The 20,198-nt window shown below is 43.3% G+C and carries 13 protein-coding genes; all 13 read right to left on the bottom strand.

Annotation, left to right across the window (positions count from 1 at the left end; genetic code table 11):
* Window positions 1-20 precede the first annotated feature (20 nt).
* The 13 genes from AB5618_RS15165 to AB5618_RS15105 all read right to left on the bottom strand — a co-directional run bounded on the left by AB5618_RS15165 (window position 21) and on the right by AB5618_RS15105 (window position 20,167).
* Window positions 21-524, bottom strand: a complete 504-nt coding sequence (locus AB5618_RS15165; protein WP_118577927.1) for a GtrA family protein — start codon at window positions 522-524, stop codon at window positions 21-23.
* A gap of 13 nt (window positions 525-537) precedes the next feature.
* Complete coding sequence (locus AB5618_RS15160; RefSeq protein WP_195391808.1) at window positions 538-2,973, bottom strand: glycoside hydrolase family 3 C-terminal domain-containing protein; 2,436 nt, start codon at window positions 2,971-2,973, stop codon at window positions 538-540.
* Window positions 2,974-3,090: 117 nt separating this feature from the next.
* Entirely contained in the window at window positions 3,091-6,984 is a 3,894-nt protein-coding gene (locus AB5618_RS15155) for an ATP-binding protein (protein WP_294430452.1), read from the bottom strand.
* Between the two features lie 58 nt (window positions 6,985-7,042).
* Window positions 7,043-8,500, bottom strand: coding sequence for an ABC transporter substrate-binding protein (locus AB5618_RS15150; RefSeq protein ID WP_227200121.1), 1,458 nt, complete (start codon window positions 8,498-8,500; stop codon window positions 7,043-7,045).
* A 320-nt stretch (window positions 8,501-8,820) separates the two neighbouring features.
* Entirely contained in the window at window positions 8,821-10,716 is a 1,896-nt protein-coding gene (locus AB5618_RS15145) for a leucine-rich repeat domain-containing protein (protein ID WP_294430456.1), read from the bottom strand.
* Between the two features lie 344 nt (window positions 10,717-11,060).
* Window positions 11,061-11,885 carry an ATP-dependent sacrificial sulfur transferase LarE gene (gene larE, locus AB5618_RS15140; protein ID WP_148461374.1) on the bottom strand — a complete coding sequence of 275 codons (825 nt, stop codon included), beginning with the start codon at window positions 11,883-11,885 and terminating at the stop codon, window positions 11,061-11,063.
* Window positions 11,886-12,064: 179 nt separating this feature from the next.
* Window positions 12,065-12,964: a recombinase family protein gene (locus AB5618_RS15135; protein ID WP_148461373.1), complete on the bottom strand. Its 900-nt coding sequence runs from the start codon at window positions 12,962-12,964 to the stop codon at window positions 12,065-12,067.
* An 82-nt stretch (window positions 12,965-13,046) separates the two neighbouring features.
* The gene (locus tag AB5618_RS15130; RefSeq protein ID WP_148461372.1) at window positions 13,047-13,916 is read right to left on the bottom strand and encodes a HipA domain-containing protein; all 870 of its coding nucleotides are present in this window, start codon (window positions 13,914-13,916) and stop codon (window positions 13,047-13,049) included.
* Window positions 13,917-14,194: 278 nt separating this feature from the next.
* Window positions 14,195-15,217: an MBL fold metallo-hydrolase gene (locus tag AB5618_RS15125; protein ID WP_148461371.1), complete on the bottom strand. Its 1,023-nt coding sequence runs from the start codon at window positions 15,215-15,217 to the stop codon at window positions 14,195-14,197.
* Window positions 15,218-15,254: 37 nt separating this feature from the next.
* A complete protein-coding gene (locus AB5618_RS15120; RefSeq protein ID WP_178090580.1) occupies window positions 15,255-16,256 on the bottom strand; it encodes a substrate-binding domain-containing protein in 1,002 nt (333 codons plus the stop codon).
* Window positions 16,257-16,425: 169 nt separating this feature from the next.
* Window positions 16,426-17,403 carry an ABC transporter permease gene (locus AB5618_RS15115; protein WP_178090579.1) on the bottom strand — a complete coding sequence of 326 codons (978 nt, stop codon included), beginning with the start codon at window positions 17,401-17,403 and terminating at the stop codon, window positions 16,426-16,428.
* Window positions 17,393-18,925, bottom strand: coding sequence for a sugar ABC transporter ATP-binding protein (locus tag AB5618_RS15110; RefSeq protein WP_148461368.1), 1,533 nt, complete (start codon window positions 18,923-18,925; stop codon window positions 17,393-17,395). Before AB5618_RS15110 ends, AB5618_RS15115 begins: the two co-directional genes overlap by 11 nt.
* A gap of 213 nt (window positions 18,926-19,138) precedes the next feature.
* The gene (locus AB5618_RS15105; protein WP_148461367.1) at window positions 19,139-20,167 is read right to left on the bottom strand and encodes a substrate-binding domain-containing protein; all 1,029 of its coding nucleotides are present in this window, start codon (window positions 20,165-20,167) and stop codon (window positions 19,139-19,141) included.
* Window positions 20,168-20,198: the final 31 nt, after the last annotated feature.

Raw genomic sequence — 20,198 nt, 5'->3', positions numbered from 1 at the left:
CGGGTAAAGGACAATCATCTTTATTTGTTCGGCATGATCCAGAATTTCATGGTCGGGTAGCTGAGAACTACCTGAACCAGAATGTTCAGAACATTTGCGAGTGTAGGTGCAAGTGCTTCGGAAATACCGATGTTTACGAAAAAGCTCTGGCTGTAAGCCGGAAGTGCTGCGGATACAAGCACCAGCACAACTGCAAGTACAATGTATTTCGGTACAGCCTTCTCAAACGCTGCATTGGATTTGAAAACCAGATTCTTCTGTACAAAGAAGTTTACGGTCTGAGCTGCTGCAGTTGCAACCAAAAAGCTTAAAAATCCACATAAACCAAGATTGGACTCGATATTATCTGCGTAATTGAACACCAGAAACTTAAATGGTGTATTTGCAAAGCTTTTGAAAATAAAACCGGTACACAGCCACATGATAATGAAGTTTGTAATAGTTGCACAGTTGGATAATACGTTAAATTTAATAAATTCCCAGATATTCGGGTGATCTTCGATTAACTGTTTGATTTTTCCCATAATGATACTCCTCCTATTTCTGCTCTTCCAGATCTTTCTCATACTGCTTGTTCAGCTTCTGGTTTCTGAAAAATCCGCTGATTACTTTTCCAAGTCCGCTGAAATGACCGTTTACAACCTTTAGAAGTCCCTCTACCATTTCCATGGAAACCATACCGCCTGTCATCTTGGCGATTGCACGGAATGGCATGTTGTACTGGAACAGGGTGTTCAGATCCGGAATTCCCGCTGCCTCGCTCTTTTTCAACTTTTCGCCCAGCTTCTTACAGATGAAGCGGGCAATTCCGTTCTTCGCGTAATACATCTGGCAAAGGGCATCGTTCATGCCAAGCTCGCCGCTCCAGCTTCCGTCCGGAATGGAATGTCCCAGGATCGTCTCGTACTCCTCATTTCCGATCTGCTGGATTTTTCCCTCCACGTAAGAAGAAACGCGGTTAGTATAGTATGGCATTACCTCAGTGGTTCCGATAATGGCAAGAGAATCCTGAAGACGGATATCCGCACAGCTTGCACCGATCATAATGCTGTAAACGCCGCCTTCTACTTCCCATTTATTTGTCTTCATATTCCAGTAACGGAATGTCTTGTCGTCGAACTTAATGGTAACGGTTTTCTCCTCGCCTGCCTTTAAGAACACCTTGGAAAAACCTTTCAGTTCCTTGACCGGGCGGAAAACTTTTGCTCCCGGAAGTCCTACATAAAGCTGGGCAATCTCTGCACCATCATACTTTCCGGTGTTGCGAAGGGTAAACGTCGCCCCATCCGGCTTCACCTGAAGATTGTCATATTCAAATGTAGTGTAGGAAAGACCATATCCAAATGGATAGTTTACCGGCACACCTGCGGTGTCGAAGTAGCGGTATCCTACGTAAATTCCCTCTCTGTACTCAGAGTTCCGCTCCTGTGACGGATAGTAATTGTAAGAAGGAGTATCCTCATATTTCTTAATGTAAGTTTCAGCAAGCTTTCCGGATGGGTTGACTTTACCGGAAAGAATATCAAGCACTGCACCTGCACCTGCCTGACCCATGAGAGCGGTGTGAAGCAGGGCTTTGAAATGATGGTGCCATGGCATTTCAATAACAGAACCTGCACTGATGATACCAATCATGTTTGCGTTGGCTTTTGCCAGCTCCTGGATCAGGTTGATCTGGTTCTGCGGAATGCGGAGATGCTTGCGGTCAAGACCTTCTGTCTCGCTTTTCTCGTTCAATCCGAAGAAAAACAGAACCACATCAGAACGGCGGGCAAGATCTACGGCCTCTTTTTTCATAGCTTCGTCTTCCTTGCCATCGCGCTGATAACCGCGTACAATTCCAGTCACAGAGATTCCGCTGGTCTCCAGCATGTCCTTGATGGAATCTACTTTTGTGGAATTTACCATGGAAGAACCTGCGCCCTGGTATCTTGGGTCAAAAGCGAAGTCACCGATTATGGCTGCCTGAACCTTCGCTCCAACCGGAAGGATTCCGTCCTCATTTTTCAGAAGAACTGCACTGTTCTCGCAGGCAAGACGTGCCAGCTTGTGGTGCTCCTCATGAAGGGCTTTCTTGTCTGCCACTTTTTTATAATGCTTTGCATTCTCGGTGGTGGTAAGTACCAGATCAAGAAGCTCGTCTACGCGCTCGTCAATGTCCTTCTCGCTGATCTTGCCGCTTTCTACGCTGGCAAGAAGCTCTCTCGCTGCATCAAGTCCCGGAGTCGGCATTTCCAGGGTAGAACCGTTCTTTACACCGAGAGAATGGTCGTTAGAAGCACCCCAGTCAGTGATAACAGAGCCTTCGAAGCCCCACTCGTCACGGAGAATGTCTTTCAGCAGATGCTCGTTTTCGTTGGCGTAAACACCGTTTACCTCGTTGTAGCTGCTCATAACCGTTTTCGCGCCACCCTCTTTGATGGCAATCTCAAAACCGGTGAGGTAGATCTCACGGAGAGTTCTCTCATCTACCACTGCGTTCATTGCCATACGGCGAAGCTCCTGGCTGTTTACAGCGAAATGTTTTGCGCAGGCTGCTGCTCCTGTGCTCTGCACACCGCGGATAAAAGCAGCTGCCATTTTTCCGGAAAGATAGGGATCCTCGGAAAAATACTCGAAGTTACGTCCACAGAGAGGATTTCTCTTAATGTTCAGTCCAGGTCCAAGAAGAACGTTTACGTCTTCTTCCATGGATTCTTCACCAAGGGCAACGCCTACCCTCTGCTCCAGCTCTTCATCCCAGCTGTTTGCCATAGCTGCCGCTGTAGGAAAACAGGTTGCCGGTACTGCTGGATTGATTCCCAGATGATCTCCTGCTCCAGCCTGTTTACGCACACCATTCGGTCCGTCTGAACAGAAAATCGCCGGGATATCCAGACGCGGGAAATCTCTTGTCTGCCACTCGCTTTTTCCGCTGAGGAATGCGGCTTTTTCCTTCAGGGTCATGTTATCTATGATATTCTGATATTTCATGCTTGTGATCGCTCCCTTCTATATTGCCATAAATATAACATAACCCCGTCTGTAAAAGACGGGGTTATCACAAACTGTCAATATATTGCACAAGATGCATTAAAAAACCATTTATTTTTATCCCAGCACTTTCTGCAGCGTTTTCTCCAGCACCTGCAGATTCACAGGCTTGGAAAGATGTCCGTTCATACCGCTTGCCAGGGAACGTTTCACATCCTCGTCGAAAGCGTTGGCGCTCATTGCGTAAATCGGAATCTTTTTGCAATCCTCACGATCCAGATTCCGGATGGTCCGGGTTGCTTCCAGTCCGTCCATTTCCGGCATCATAATATCCATAAAGATCATATCGTAATATCCGGGAACGGATTCTTCCATGCGCCGCACAGCTTCTTTTCCGTTAACTGCCTGCTCGGTTTTAATTCCGTAATTTTCAAGAATCGTACAGATAATTTCCATATTCAGCTCATTATCCTCAACCACCAGGATTCTTTTTCCCGGGAAGCTGATCTCCTCCGGCTGGCTGGTGACCGTAGTCTTCTCTCCGCTTACCGGCTGAAGCTTCACGTTAAAGCTGAAGCTGCTTCCCTTACCAGGCTCACTTTCCAACTTAATATCGGAATCCATCATCCGCACAATTCTTCTGCTGATGGCAAGACCAAGACCAGTGCCCTGTTTTCTTGCATTTTCAGAATTATCCGCCTGCTCAAACTGCCGGAAAATAAGCTGCTGTTTCTCAGGTGCAATTCCAATTCCATCATCCCTGACCTGAAAATACAGATTGGAAAAGCCTTTCTCTTCTTCTGTCTCGCGAACGGTCAGCCACACATGTCCATCTGGTCTGGAATACTTCAGCGCATTTCCCAGAAGATTTACCAGAACCTGGTTCAGCCGCAGGGAATCTGCCATAAACCAATGGTTTTTCAGCTGGATATCTGCTATATACTGAATGTTATTTTCGTTCAGCTTCGCTTCCAGCAAAGGACGAAGTCCCTGTATCATCTCCATGAGATTGCATTTTTCTTCGATCAGCCTCATCTTTCCGCTCTCAATCTTGGACATATCCAGAATATCGTTGATAAGTCCAAGCAGATATTCCGAGGAGTACTCGATTTTTCTCAGACAGTCGATCCGCCGCTCCTCAGTCTGTCCATCTTTCAATGCAATCTCCGTCATACCTATAATACCGTTCATAGGAGTACGGATCTCATGAGACATACGGGCCAGGAAATCCGATTTCGCCTTAGCTGAAAGATCGTGACGCTCCAGGTTCAACCGGTTCTGAATAATTGCACTGATTTCTTCCAGACACTTACACTCTTCTTTTTTCTCCAGAACATCCTGGTCAATGTCCTGGAATACAATACTTCCGGAATACTGTCCGTTGTCTGTCATATGGAATACAATATCGTTTCTGCCCGAAGCAAAAGGCTGAATCAGCGGCTCTTTCCGTATGCTTTCCCCGGAGGTCAGAAGCTGCTGCATTTCCTGGGTCTCCACAAAGTGCTGATATTGCTTCTCAGAACAGTGGACCATACCGTCCCAGCCATCCTTTTTCTCCCAGGTTTTCCAGCAGTACAGCAGGTTATTTACCATATATTCCCCATTGAAATGGGTGATCACAATGTCTGTCAGATGGTATTTCTCCTGCAGCTTCAACGCCAGAATATCCAGAACCACAGAAGTATCACCATCTCTGTCAAACAGGTTCAGAGCTATAGAGGAAAGTGTCATTTCCTTCAGACGTTCCAGAGAAGCCACCTCCGCAAATGCCACATCAACCGCACAGGCTTTTTCCTCAGTTGAAAGCTCCTCATAGAATATAATTTCCTGCTTTCCATGACGTGCAGCTGTAAGAGCAGTCTTCGTCTGTTCAAGTGCCTCAGACAGCGAATTTCTGCTGCCTGTAACTGCGATTCCACATTTCAGGGAAAGGGACAGATGCTTCTCATCTGTAAGCGCCCCAAAATCCTTTTCCAGTCCCTGCACACTTCTCACGATCGGTCCGGTCGTACATACCGGCAGCCATACCAGCATCTGGTCTGCACCAGCCCTGATATAAATACCACCGTTTAAACCGTCCTCCTGGAAGCGCTTCGCCAGCAGACCGGCAAACTGCTCCAGAATAATATCTCCGAAGATCAGGCCATAGCGCTCATCGATTTTGGAAAACTGCTGGATTTCCAGAAGTACCAGTACCCCTTCCGGGTCATCCCGACACAGTGTTTCCACAACTTCCAGTCCGCTTCCAAGGCGGTAAAAAGAGGTAATGGAGTCATAAATCTGCTTTCTTTTCTGCGCCTGCTCCAGAAGCTTGTGCTGATGCACATTGTGAATACAGCCAACGACCCTGCTGCGCTCTTTATTCTCATCAAAAGTAATGCTTCCGGATAGATTTACCCACTGAAATTCTCCATTGGCATGCTGCAGACGAAAGTCAACATCCAGAACGCCGTCTGAGCTTTTTACTGCGTTCACCAGCTTTGCCTTATCTGCCGGATGGATACTGTCATTATCAAGAAATTCCGGATGCTTTCCGCAGTCCCATACACCGTCATTGCCTTTACTGTTAACTATTTCCAGCAGTTTTTCCTTACATTTGTAGGTAAAAAAGGCATCCTGGGAACTTTCTACCGCAATCCGATAGCGCTCCTTTTCCTCCAGAAGCTGATTCTCTGTCTGCATCTGGGTATCCGTCAGATTCTCTATCACTTTATGGAGCTCATCAAGCTCCTGAATACCTGACTCCTGAAAACCGTGAATTCCCTTCACTCCGCCTCGTACACTCTCCACCAGATGGTAAACCGGTTCCGTCGCATACTGGACAAGAAAATAAACCAGAATAACCGCCATCAGGGCACTTCCCAGAATCGCTCCCAGAATTCTCTCATAAACATCGGAAATCAATCCATACACAGAATCCTCTGTAACAAAACCGCACAATGCCCACTGCGTATCTTCATACGGCACATTTCTGCTGTACAGCTCCAGATTGCTCACAAGTCCGTAAATCTGCTGTTTCCCAATGGCAGCCCCCTGTACCAGCCGCAAATTCTCCTGCACCGGCTCCTCCAGAACAAAGTCACTTCCGTCCCGGGAAACTGCATCATACAGCGCACCCTCACCGGCAATTCCCTCATAATTTCCATTTCCATGGTCTACCACAAGGGCAAATCCTGCATTCAGATCGGAATCCAGATCTTTTACCTGAAAAAATTTGGTCAGATCATTCACTCCCACTTCAATTCCAAGCACACCGTAAACGGTTTTATCATAAACAAGAGGTGCCGAATATGTGATCATCTTATGGTTATCCTTATAGAAATCTTCCAGAATAAACGGCTTCGACCAATAGCCCAGATTTTTCATACTGGTGCGGGAATCAACGTAATTTTCTGCTGTTATATATGGCTGGTAAAAAAAGTCATCGGCATCTCTTTTCCCATTGCCCTGGAAGTGGAAATCTGTATGCCAGGAAGTATCCAGTGAAATGGACATATTCTGCGACAGTACCTTACTTCCACGCTCCATCAGCAGGTCCGTGCGGGAAGCCGTTTTGGTCTGGGGATCTGAGTCTCTCACCCAGAAGCCTTTGTATTCCCCTTCCGAATCTGTATCACCGTCATTTCCCAGAACCAGAAAAATTCCAGAAGTGGAATTGTACTGCAAAACCTCCACCATATCGTAAAAAACTGTTTCCAGATATTCCTCCTGGACTCTCCCTGAGCCCATGAAGCCCTGCATATCCATCTGATGATTGCTCAATACCTTTGTCAGCGCTGAGGAAAGACTATCACTTTCCTTGTACACGCTGCTCCACTGCTCGATCATGTCGTTCTCCAGAACTACCTTACGGTTCTCCACCGTATGACTATCCAGACCGATAACCGCATTCTCCATGTTTGAGCGGATTCCGCTGAAAATCAATGACAGGAATGGGACTGCACCCTGTACAAACACAATGATCAGTATAGGAATCAGAAATATGTTCCAAAGAGATTTCTTTTTCTTCACAGTCCTCCGCACCTCCTTATGTCCAGAATCTGTCTAAAAAACCACTTTGAATGTTTTTTCAAATACACTCCAGGCTATGGCAGAATTCTGTATACCAGCTCTGGAAATTCTCATCTGTCAGATACTGTGCAAGAGCCTCTTCCCGGCTCTCTCCGTCTGCGATTGCATCGTCCATGGCATCTTTATCAGCCTTTGCCTTGTCAGCCAGAGAATAATCCAGGATCTTACGGGCACTGTAGCTATTGTCAAAGGCTCCAATTGTATAGAAACTTGTTTTATCAAAGTCTTCCATTTCCGTTGTAAAACAATCGTAAACCTTCTGGTTGACTTCTATATTATTCTCTTTAATAACGGAATCCAGTGCGTCTACGCTGTTGGCTTCTTTCAGAACCGGCATATAGGAGGATTCGCATACAAAGCGCAGGTTCTGGTTCTTCTGTGTGAACCATTTCAGGAATACACTTGCAGCATACTCATGTTCCTCATCAGACTTGGTCACTGCCATTCCGGCACCTTGCTGAACTTTTATGTTCTCGCCGCCCTCCATAACCGGAGAATCACATACGATGTAATCAATCGGATAGCTTTTATTCCCTATTTCCACGGTATCCGGGAAGTATACGGCAGAAGATGTGGAGCCCGTGTATGCAAGAATATCTCCTGTCTTCACATCATCGGAACGGAATTTTCCAAGAGATGCGAAATAGCCCTTCATATATGGTACATAGTAATTATCCCAAAGGCGGCGGATCAGATCTTCGTCTGTGTTTAAGGTCATTTTTCCATCTTTCACCTGGAAAATTTCCTTTCCCATCTGCTTCATGCCAATGATAAAATAGTTGGACATGGAGTCTCTGCCGTAGAATGCTTTTCCATCGTCTGGCACATCCGGGGTCTGCTCATCCGTCCACTCATAGTAGCGCTGTGCAACCTCTGCAATACCTTCTGTAGTGGCAAGTTCCTCCACTGTAGTTCCAGTGGCTTCTGCAAAAGGCTCCCAGTCAGTCTTATTGATCATGGTGATCTCTGTGGATTTGGCAACTGGGAAAAGATATAAAGCGCCATCCTGGTTAAAATAGCCCTCCTGGATGTAGGAATCTACATACCTGGACAGCTCATCTTCTGTAAAATACACGGAAAGGTCTGCCAGCTTATCCTGCTGCTGTACTGCGTAAGCAGTATCAGAATAGGAAGAAAAAATATCCGGCAGTTCTTCTGCTCCTACTTCTCCGTTCAAAGAGCTGTTGACTGCTTCCTCAAGGTCGGATACGGAACCCTGACTGTAGCTCTCCACGTAGATACCCTCCTCTTTTCCAACGGAGGCATTAAATTCCTTTACAAGGGTGTCAAACATTGCCTGTTGGGCACCGTTGTAATAATGCCAGATCGTCAGGGACACCGGGTGATCCGAATCCAGCTTTACAGATTTACCGCTTCCGTCCTTGCTGCTTCCACAGCCAGCTAAAGATGCGGTCATTATTGCGATTAACATCATTGCCACACATTTTTTCTTCATACTCTTTTACTCCCTCACGGCACCTGATACCGCAGCTTAACTCAATATATACTTCTGTCTGCAACACTGTCCAAAGACCTGCTGCCATGGCAGACCAGAGCGTGTTTGAAATCCCAAATCTTCAAAACAAAAAGCCCCTGCAACAGGTAAAATGCATCGCTGACTTCTACGGGATACAATATCCTTTCCGGCGTTTTTACATGTCACATGGGTAAATTTATAACACATAGGCTTATTATAGGAAATGTGAGAAAAAGAATCAATAAATATTCATGAAAAAGGACAGAAAATATTTCATTCCTGTCCTTTCAAAATATACGTTATTTCACAGTCACCTTACACTTAACTGTTTTCTTCCCTGCTTTCACCGTAATTACGGCTGTTCCTTTTTTCTTTGCAGTAATTCTGCCCTTGGAATCTACCTTTACCACCTTGGAGGAGCTGGATTTGTAGGTGATTTTTTCTTTGCTTGTTACTGGTTTTAAAACCGGTTTCAGGGAATATTTCTGATTTTTCTTTAATTTCAGTGTTTTCGGCACACCTTTGATCTTTGTGGTTTTTACAGCGGTTTTCTGGACTTTTACGGTAACAGACTTTTCATATCCGCTGTTCAGGTATATGTGAATACGGGTTTTGCCTGTAGTTTTACCGGCGGTAATGTTACAGGTTCCATCTGAACTAACAGATACATCTGCAATACTCCAGTTATCCGTACTCCAGGTGGAAATGAAATCTCCCTTTGCAAGCCCGGTTACTTTCAGACACTTCGTCTTCTGTCCGGTCTTCAGCACAATACTGGACTGATTCAATTTCATTGTTGGCTGCAGTCTGTCCCGGGTAATTTTTGTTTCCTGCTCACCGCATGCACTGCAGGTACGTGTCTGGACTTCTTCCTCATCCACAGTTGCTTCCTGTGTTACTGCCCATGCAGAAAATTTATGTCCGGTTGCTTTTATTGTAGTTCTCTTTTCCGTATCGCAATACCTGCAGGTGTATTCATCGACTCCGTCATCTGTACAGGTTGCATCTTCATGCCATGACCTTACCCAGCTATGTCCGGTTGCCGGAATTGTCTCTTTCTTTTTGTCACCACATCTTCTGCAGGTATAAGTTTTTTCTCCGTCACTTTCACAGGAAGCATCTTCTGTTGTTTCCCCACGGTTCCAGTCATGACCAAGTGCCGGTGTTTCTTTTGTATAGTAATCACCGCAAAATTCACAGATTTCTTCTTCAGATCCCGAATAGGTACAGCCACTCATTTTTATCACATGTGACTTGTAGGAATGGGTATGGTTCGGATTGTAACTGTAATATACGGTTGTATTTGAATCACAAATGTATCTGGGCTGCCACGTGCTGCTATTTGCATAGCAGCGGATACTTCTCAGCTTGGCACAGTTTTTAAACGCATCATTTCCTATAGATGTCAAACTTGCCGGGATTTCTATGGTTTCTAACGCATTACATCTGCCAAAAGTCTGATCTCCAATTCTGGTCAGGCCCTCTGAAAGCTTTACACTTGTCAGACTGGTACACCCCTGAAATACACCGCTTCCAATGCTCGTTACGCTTGCAGGAATAGTTATGCTTGTCAAACTGCTGCACTTCCAGAATGCCTGAACTTCTATAGAGGTTACCGTTCCCGGAATGGTTACGCTTGTCAGACTGGTGCAATTGCCAAAGGTCATACCATCTATGACGGTTACGCCTTCTAGAATTGTCACACTTGTCAGATTGGTGCAGCCAGTAAATGCGCGGGAACCAATGCCGGTCACTCCTTCTGAGATAACCACACTTGTTATCTTAGTGTTGCCAGCAAATGCATCATCTGCTATGCTTCCAGTTCCGGAAATTACCAGTTTCCCATCATCTGACAAGGTATAGGTAATTCCTATGTCTTCTCCATCTGAAAAAACCAGGGCTTCGTCTGCTGTTGCCGCTTCCTCATTCTGCCATTCTGCAGCTGCTTCCATGCCAGACGCATCTGAGAATGAATCCTCGGATGACTGTTCCTCCACCTGATCCATCTCCGGAGTCTGAACCTGTTCCTGAACCTCATCCTGATTGTCCAGACCCTCATTCTCCACTTCGTCAAAAACTGCTTCTGCTACTTCCTCAGAAGAAAAATCAGCTCCACTTACTGCCAGTGCTGCTCCGTCTGCACTTGTGATTGCCAGCAGCAATGCTGCAGCCAATGCCAGTCGTCTGTTTCTCATACGCTTTACCTCGCTATTCTTTTTTTCGTCTTTTCAAACACACTCCAGAGGCAAAGATTTTTCCATTAATATCTGCTGTATAACACTAAACACTTCCCCAAAATGGATAACCTGCTATTCTGCAAATGAGCCCGCAGCATACTCCCTCCCAAAATTTGTCAGACGATTAATTTAATGATAGCGTAAAACTGCATTTAAAACAATTAACTAACAGCATAGTATAGACGATAATATCAAAAAAAGACAGAGAATCTTTCATCTCTGTCCAAAAGTTTGGTCTCATAATTATAGCAATGCACAACTTTTATACATTACAAGCCTACCGTTCACAACGTAAACCAAAACTATTTCTTCAGTGTCTCATTCATACTTCCCATTCGGTATCCCTGAAGATCCATAGTCACGTATGTGAAGCCGTATTCTTTGAATGCTTTCACGATCTGCTCCCGGTTCTCCAGGACTTTCTGGAGTTCATCTGGCAGTACTTCAATTCGTGCCAGTGTACCATGAATACGCACACGAAGCTGATGAAATCCCAGATCCAGAAGAAGCTGTTCTGCCTTATCTACCATACCAAGTTTCTCCTTCGTGATGGTCTCGCCGTACACAAAACGGGAAGAAAGACAGGCGAAGGACTGTTTCTCCCAGGTGGGAAGGCCAAGGTCTTTGGACAGGGCTCGGATGTCTTCTTTATATAATTCGCTGTGGCGCAGCGGGCTCTTAACTCCAAGCTCTGCAACTGCCTGCAGCCCCGGTCTGTAATCGCCGTTGTCGTCCATGTTGGAGCCTTCTGCCACTGCATTCAGCCCTTCTTTTCTGGCAATGTCCCAGATTTTCTCAAATAACTCTTTCTTGCAGATATAGCAACGATTGGCAGGATTCTGGCAGAAGCCCTCAATTTCCAGTTCTTCAGACTCTATTGTAATGTGTCGGATTCCTTCCTTCTCACAGAAGGCTTTCGCCTCCTCCAGTTCTCTCTTCGGGAAAGAACAGGACATGGCAGTAATCGCGATACATTTATCCCCCAGCACATCGTGTGCTGTTTTCAAAAGAAACGTGGAGTCCACCCCGCTTGAAAAAGCCACAGCCACACTTTCCAGACTGCGTAAGTATTCTTTTAAAGCTTCGTATTTATTCTGCTGCTCTTTGGTTGCAGTGATTTCACTCATATGATTATCCTCCTGTGGCAGTAAATTTAGTCTCTCCCCAGCTCCATCTTTCCCTTTCAGACAAAAAATATCCTTCGCGCAAAGAGCTGGACCGATTTTGATTTATGTTACTATAAAGTTTCCTAGTATGTCAATAGGATTAGTTGTAGTCAGTTTTAAGTATACTATATCATAGATTTTCATACCTGTTCCAGAGCCCGTACTTTCCTGTAAAATGTAGACTTGGAGCCAATCTTCGTCCTTCGCATAGCCTCTTCTACACTGATAAGTCCCGCCTTAAGCTCCTTATTCGCTTGATAAAGTACTTTCTCATCTACTTCTATTGGCTTTCTGCCAGTATATTTCCCATTTTTTTTCGCCTGCTCAATGCCCGCTCTTCTCTTTGATGCATATTCACGTCTTTCAAGAATTCTCTGAGTTACTGCCACAGAAACCATTGCAGAACGTACCATCATACCAACTAATACATCACTATTCTGACTGACGATATCCACACCATTTGTTACTGCTTTAAAAATACGATCTTCAAATCCAGCTGTAGTATCCGCGATTGTTTCCAATGAATCAACAATAATTTTATCCCCATACTGCAGATCAGATAATATTCCCGGTCTAAACTCTTCTACAACTTGTGATTCCCGTCTTCTTTCAACGATTAAATTATCATTTGCAGCTCTCATAGTGGTTCTGAGCAGCCATTCAAAACGATCATAATAATCCAGCCCCACCGTTTCGAGGATTTCCCATAAATCCTCCCGGTTCTCAGAGGGCGTTCTTTCCGTAATAAAAACTGGTATATAATTCACTCGGTAATAACGGTCTAGCCGAAGATCCATATCAATTCCCGGAAGACCCTGAAACACACTTGCCGGAAGTCCGTCAATAATGTCCCAGTAAGGGATTATCACATACTGAAAATTCTCTTCATCAAACTCCTGATAATCAATCTGAGCCACACTGATTTTTTCACCGCTCTTCATAACTGTTTTAATTATTCCTGAATTCACATAGGAAGGAGTTCCAGTAAGCGGTGTAGTAATTCTGTTTCTTGGCTTCCAGTCTGATCGTACTGCCTGCATGTTTCCACCTCCTGCATTTAAGTTTCAAACAAACATATCAGCTTTTTCAGACACCCTCTAATATAGGAATCAACTATTCTCATTACTTTTCCGTATCTGTCAATCTTGATAATTTGTTATATGCATTAAGCAATATTTTCTCATACCTCTGTTCAAGGATTGTTTGGTAAAAAGCCCTGCGCTTTTCGCTGATATTTTCTACCGTGTCAATTAATTTGTTAACTTTCTCTAAATCAATTCTTTCTACTATCCTAACCAGTGCTTTATTGCACTCTTCGAATGCCAGGCTTGATATAATTTCATAGTATGAACTTTTCTTCCCCATATACTTTACCTGCGATGTTGGAAATTTATAAATGCGCTTATCTATTTCTTCCTGGCTTCCAAGAACAGCCTCTATTTTTTCATCTGAATTTAACTGGGGAAACAGACTGGAGCCATTATCAAAAACAGGTGAAAGTCTATACATATTATCTTTTTTAATAAATCCCCAGTTACTTCCATGGCGATCAAAATTGGCAATAAAAGCGTCTACAATAAACATATCCCAGAACAGGTCAATAGTCTGATGAACATCTGTAAGCTTTACATTAGCCTGCAGCATCTCAATAATATCTTCATAAGAATACTGGTACTTCTCTTTGTCTTGTTCCAATGAACTGTCTCCCACACCATTAAATGGTACAAATATTTCATCTTCTCCAAGAAAATCCTGTATTACCACAACGTTCTCGCCTTTATATATTCCCAGAAATGTTTCCTGTGTTTCGATTCCAAGCAAACTAAAAATATGACTTCCAAGATATTCCGATACATGATTAAAACGCAAACCCTCTCTGGAATTTTTTTGAAACTTAACAAGGTATGGTTTTTCATTTATAAGAATGGATTTTTTTCTTTCTGCACCAGAATAAAATCTGTTCCCATCTGGATATTTCGAATAATCCTTCATGTATTATCACCCCAAATTTATTATATAAGCATCCTCCCTGTAGTGTCAATAGGTTCATTATTTATTTTGACACTCATATAGTAAATAATGTTACACCATAGATTAAACAAATTGCAATTATTCCGCAAGGTATTTTGATGAACATAGTTCAGAGAAAACTCGAAAAGTGCAACGCGAAGCATGTAACCGAAAAAACACTGAACAGTTGCGTAAAACTAAAAACAAAAATCCAGCTGACATATTCAAAAAAAGGAGTGCTTCCGCACTCCCCTTCTCATTTAAATTACACTGCCTTCTTTTTCCTTTTCATCATAAATTCGATTAATATAATAGCAAACCTTACAATCATTCATTTCCAGCTGTCTGTCGAACATTCCGTCTGGAGTAAGTTTTCTTAGAAAGCAGAAGCAGCCTCTTCCATCGGTCAATTTCAGGAATTTCTCCAAACCTACAGCTTTCATAGCATCTGCTACCGAGTCCATGTCCGGGCTTCGACGTAGATGAACTTTCTTTCCATTCAGCTCACTCACCTTTGCTCTGGCATCCTCATGGGGTACATAATACTCTTCTCCCTCTCCGGCATGCCCCTCCAGAATATACTTTAAAGTATCATAATAGCGATCTACATAAACTGCATCATGAATTCCATTTCCTGCACATAAAGTATCATACTCGCTTCTGAAAGATTTCCACCTTGCCACATTCCTGAAAGAATGCTCTACGGAAACTCTACTGTCAAAGAAATTTCCATTCAGCTCATCTCCACAGAACAGGATTCGCTCTTTTTTATCAAGAAACTGAAGCGAACCAGAGCAGTGCTCTTCAATATTAAACACCTGAAGCTCACGTCCTTTTAAATTAATAGTATCACCATCATGCAAAAATACAACCGGATAATCCACAGGAACATGGATTGCTGACATCATGCTTCCCATAGCATCCCATCTCTTCTCATAACACTTTGGAGACATATACACCACATCAAACAGATAATTATTTACTGTATGATCATAGTGATTGTGGGTAAGCAACATACGGTAAACAGGCTTTCCAGTAAGCTCCTCACAGAACTTTCTCACGCTGCCACATCCGATACCGCTATCAATAAGAATCGCCTCATCATCGCCCTCGATCAAATAGCTGTAATCACCATGGCTTAAAATCTGCCAGGTACCTGGTGCAATTTTTTTCTCTTTAAAATAGGGTACATCCATCGGCAGAATATTTCCATCTTCATCTTCCAGAAGATAGTCATGCAATGCCGAAAAGTCAATGGGTTCCATATTTTTTTTCCAATCCATAAAGGTGCCTCCTAATCACCAGGCATTCACCTGGTTTTCAATTTAGTTTCAGCACGCTCTCCCGTTCCACAAGGGACGTACAAATATGGATTTTGTATTTTACTTCACTGCCATTTCTGATAATATCAAAAAGTCTCTGCGTAGCTGCTCTGCCAATCTCCTGCTTAGGAACACTGACAGTAGTAAGGGACGGATTCATATATGCTGCCGTGAGAATATCATCAAATCCCAAAAGAGAAATATCCTCCGGAATTCTCAGACCACAATCCAGAATCACCTTCATCGCAGCTAGTGCAATCGTATCATCATCTGCAAAAAAAGCCATGGGAAACTCATGAAGAGTACGGATATACTCTCGCAGTTCATCCTCAAAATGACTGTCTGGACTCAAATCTGCATCAAATATCATACCATCTGGAAGTGTCAGTTCTGCCTCCGCTAATGCCCTGCGAAATCCCAACTCTCTCTCCTGAAAAGGAACATAACGAAATTTACTTCTCAGATATCCAATCTTCCTATGCCCCATTTTTAAAAGATACTCTGCAGCCATCTGAGCGGAATCTGTATTGTTGATCAATACTGCATCGAAATCTTCATCTTTATTCCAGTAATCAATCACTACAAGAGGAGTGGTAATTGCCCGGATAACATCTATATCCTCCGCTGTCATTTCTGTTCCGAGTAAGATCACTGCCGAACTTTTGTCCTCACGCAGTTGTTCTATCACTTCCTCATAATCAGCACTTCTTTTGTCAATATTAAGCAGGATCATTTCCATTCCCTGGATTCTGCACTCCTTCTCAGCTGCAGCTATAATAGGTGGAAAAAAAGGAGCATCTGCGATTACGCCTTCTTTGAAAAAGGTTATAAACTTAACCTTCTGTACACTCTCCTTCTCCAGATATCCCAATTCACGGGCAACTGACAGTATGCGGGCTGCCGTATCAGCGTTCACACCACGTTTTTTATTCAAAGCATTGGAAATGGTTGCCTGAGAAAAACCTGTTAGCTCACTGATCTGTTTCATATTTACCTTCATAGCTGCCCTCCATCTGCACATACACTATCATTTTCGTAAAAATTTTACATGATAGTTTTCAGAATGTCAATTTTTAATTCAAAATCCTTAAAACACTCCTGTAAAGGATTCGCTTTTGCGAAGGAACTGCCCTTTACAGGATTTATAAAATCAGAGTCTTAATTTACCATTAATCCTGTGCTTTCGCTGTGGCTGCACTCATGATAAGCGCCAGTAAAAGAATCAGACCTTTTATAATATTGATAGAATAATATGGGAAAGCCATTGCATACAGACCATTTTCCACAACACCAATCAGTGCTGCACCAACAAATGTTCCGATTGCATTTGCCTTGCCCCTGCCACCAAAAGAGAAACCGATATTGGCAGCTGCGATAGCCGGCATCAAGAAAGAACTTCCTGCTGTTGACTGCACAGTTCCAGCTCTTGCGGCGATCAGCATGCCTGAAAGAGCAGAGAACAGCCCTGTCAACACAAATGCCAGAGTGATGTATGCACCAGTTTTAATACCGGATAACCTTGCCGCGCCAGGATTGGATCCTACCATATAAAGCAGTCTTCCATACTTCGTATAAGAAAGGAACAATTCCACAGCAATGATACATACAAACATAATGATAATAATGTAGGGAGATTTTCCCATATTCCAGAAAGCTTCTGGAACTTCACGTACAACCTCCTGTCCGTTTGCTCCTGCAACCTTTGGATTGATCAGCGCACCGCCCGAATAGGTGAGGATCACACCATCCAGAACAAACTGCATAGCAAGTGTTGCAAGGAAAGCGGTTACATGAAACTTTACTACAACTATAGCATTTATCACCCCTACAAGCATGCAGATCAGAGTTGCAGCGATCATGGCAACCGGCATAGACATATTATACCAGCCAATAAAGGTTACACTTAAGGCAGCTCCAAGTGTTGCCAGCGTAGCAAAGCTTAAATCAAATACACCAGTTGCAAATCCAATAGTTGCCCCCATTGCAATAACTGTAGTGATGGAGATTGATTTCAAAATAGTTACAATATTACTTGGTGTTAAGAACACACTGGGAGCCCCTATTGCAAAAACAATAAATGCAATAATAACAGCAATGACAACTCCACCTTTACTCACCAGCTTTTTCGCCGTTATTTTACTGTTCATAATTACTTCCTCCAGTTGAATAGAATAAAATTTCTTCCTCTGTTGTCTGATCTGTGCGCAGCTCCTTCTGAATTGTTCCATCGTACATCACATAGGTACGATCAGACACCAGGAGAATTTCAGACTGCTCACTGGATGTGTAGATAACTGCTTTTCCCTGTCTTGCCAGCTCTACGATCAGCTTATATATCTCATTTTTGGCACCTACATCAATTCCTTTTGTAGGCTCATCAAAAATATAAATCGCAGCATTTGAATCCAGCCATTTTCCAATAGTTACTTTCTGCTGATTTCCACCGGAAAGCAAGCCTACTTTCTGATTGGGTGAGGGAGTTTTTACAGTAAGACTGGCAATTTTCTTCTTCGCTGCTTCAAATTCCTGCTTTCGATTAATAAAAGTCAGAACCTTTGAAAATTTCCCCAGAGTAACCACTGACATATTGTGATTAACAGTTTCCTCAATGAAGATTCCCTCTTTACGTCTTTCCTCCGGGATCAGTGCCAGACCAGCTTTAATCGCATCTGCAGGACAGACCGGATTTACTGTTTTTCCACAAACCTCATATGTGCCCTCTACTTTTCCAAACTCTCCAAACAGAGTCTTGCAAAGTTCTGTTTTTCCAGCTCCCACCAGTCCAGAAATACCTACAATCTCGCCTTTGCGAACTTCCATATTGATATTGTGTACTCTGCCCTTTTTGTCTTTCAGATTCTCTGTTTTCAGCACAACCTCGCCCACATTTCTTCCAGACTTATCCAAATCCAATACATGTTTTCCACCAAGCATCATCTGTACAATATCATCAATTTTCAGCTTTCCATCTACCTGGCGTTCTCCAACCATCTGACCGTCTTTCATAACTGCAATCGCTTCGCAGATTTCGAACAATTCATTTAATCTGTGGGAAATGAAAATAATGCCACAATTTTTCTTTTTCAGTCTTCTCACCAGGTCAAACAAGGTCTCTGTTTCTTTCTGGGAAAGTGGTGCTGTAGGCTCATCCAGAATAAGGAATTTACAGTTCTGCACCATTGCTCTGGCAATAACAACCATCTGTTTTTCTGCCAGAGTCAAATTTGAAACCAGTGTTTTTACATTAATATCAATATCCAGTTCCTTCAGTACAGCTGCTGCTTCTTTATTCATCCTGGACCAGTTTACAACGCCAAGGCCTTTTAATTCGTAGATTAAATGATCGGTCATAATGTTTTCTGCTACTGATAGATTTGGTGTAAGAATACTGTCAACTTCCTGATATACAATTCCAACTCCCTGGGCTTTTGCATCTACGGGATTTCTCAGTTCCACTTTCTTTCCATTGAAATAAACCTCTCCTGTATAAGTTGGATTTGCTCCTGCAAGAACTTTCATTAATGTAGATTTTCCTGCTCCGTTGGCTCCGATCAGAGCCTTAGCCATACCGCTTTCAAATTTACATGACACATTCTGCAAGGCCTTTACACCGGGAAATTCAATCGATACCCCTTTTACTTCAATTACATTTTTACCAGCGTTATCCATAAGTATTTCCTTCCTTGGGGCGTTTCTAGTACATCGAATATTAAGTAACTGCCATATTGACTTGTCTGATTTTTCATCTGCTGCGTTGTCGTCAGTCGCCGTAGCCACCGCTACGCCTCCTTCCTCCGCCTTGCATATGAAGAAATCATCCTGCGTCAATATAGCAGAAACTTAATTTTCGATGTACTAGACGCCAGCTTTTACCAGATTGCTTTATTTATACAGGGCATTCAGTTCATCGGAAAGGAATGCATCAGAAGAACCAAATCCAGAAATCTTTCCTACCAGGGTTGCCATGGAATCATCTTTTGTTACATCTGTATTGTTAATTCCTACAGCATCAAATTTATATTCTTCCGGAGTTTCTAATCCAAGAACCTTTGAAACACCAATTCGTACGTCAACCATACCGATAACATATGGATCAACCGCTGCACAGCAATAATAGTCAGGCTCTGTTGCAAGTCTCTGTACTTCCGTGTCAGAAATATCAATTCCGGTTACCACATAATCTTTTTCCAGAGAATGCATTACATCAAAAATTGGATCAAGAAAACTTGTGGATGCTGTCCAGATACCATCAAATTCCAGTCCACCTTGAACAGCAGTTGTAAGAGCTGTATTAATCTCTGAATAATAATCTCCCTGCAGGTTTGGAGAAATCATCTTTACAACCTCGATTTTTCCCTCTTCCTCATACTGCTCAACTGTTTTATGTCTGGTATCAAAAGGAACAATGGCACCTAATGTATTAACTTCCACGATCTTAACAGGCTCTTCAATTCCTTTTTCTTTAGCATTCTCAATCAACGCATCCAGAGAAATAGCAGTCAGATCCGGATCACTCTGACTTGTATAGGTAACACCGTCAACATGATCTCCACCACAGTCAAAGCCAACAACCTTGATTCCCTTTTCAACAGCTTTACTAAGATAATCGTACTGATAACCTTCGTTTGCATGGGAAACAATCCAGATGTCATAGTCCTGATTCAATGCCTGATCCATCAGGTTCTGCATTTTAACATCATCACCGTCACTCATGAAGGTGTCCACTGTGTATCCCAGCTTTTCGCCCTCATCAGTCGCACCTGCGAAGAACTGAGTCGTGTGGTCAGAGCTGATCATGTTTCGGATGACTGCAATTTTCTTGCTTCCGCCATCTTCAGCATATACTGTACTTCCCATTGCAGTTACTGCTACCATTGTCATTGCTACCCCAAACAATACATGTTTTTTCATTTTTGCTTCCTCCTTGTTTCGTGTAATGTTT

The organism is Ruminococcus sp. J1101004sp1_RTP21198st1_B9_RTP21198_201120 (assembly GCF_040924245.1).
Taxonomy (GTDB): Bacteria; Bacillota; Clostridia; order Lachnospirales; family Lachnospiraceae; genus Blautia_A; species Blautia_A faecis.
This window is presented reverse-complemented; position numbering and strand designations above follow the sequence as displayed.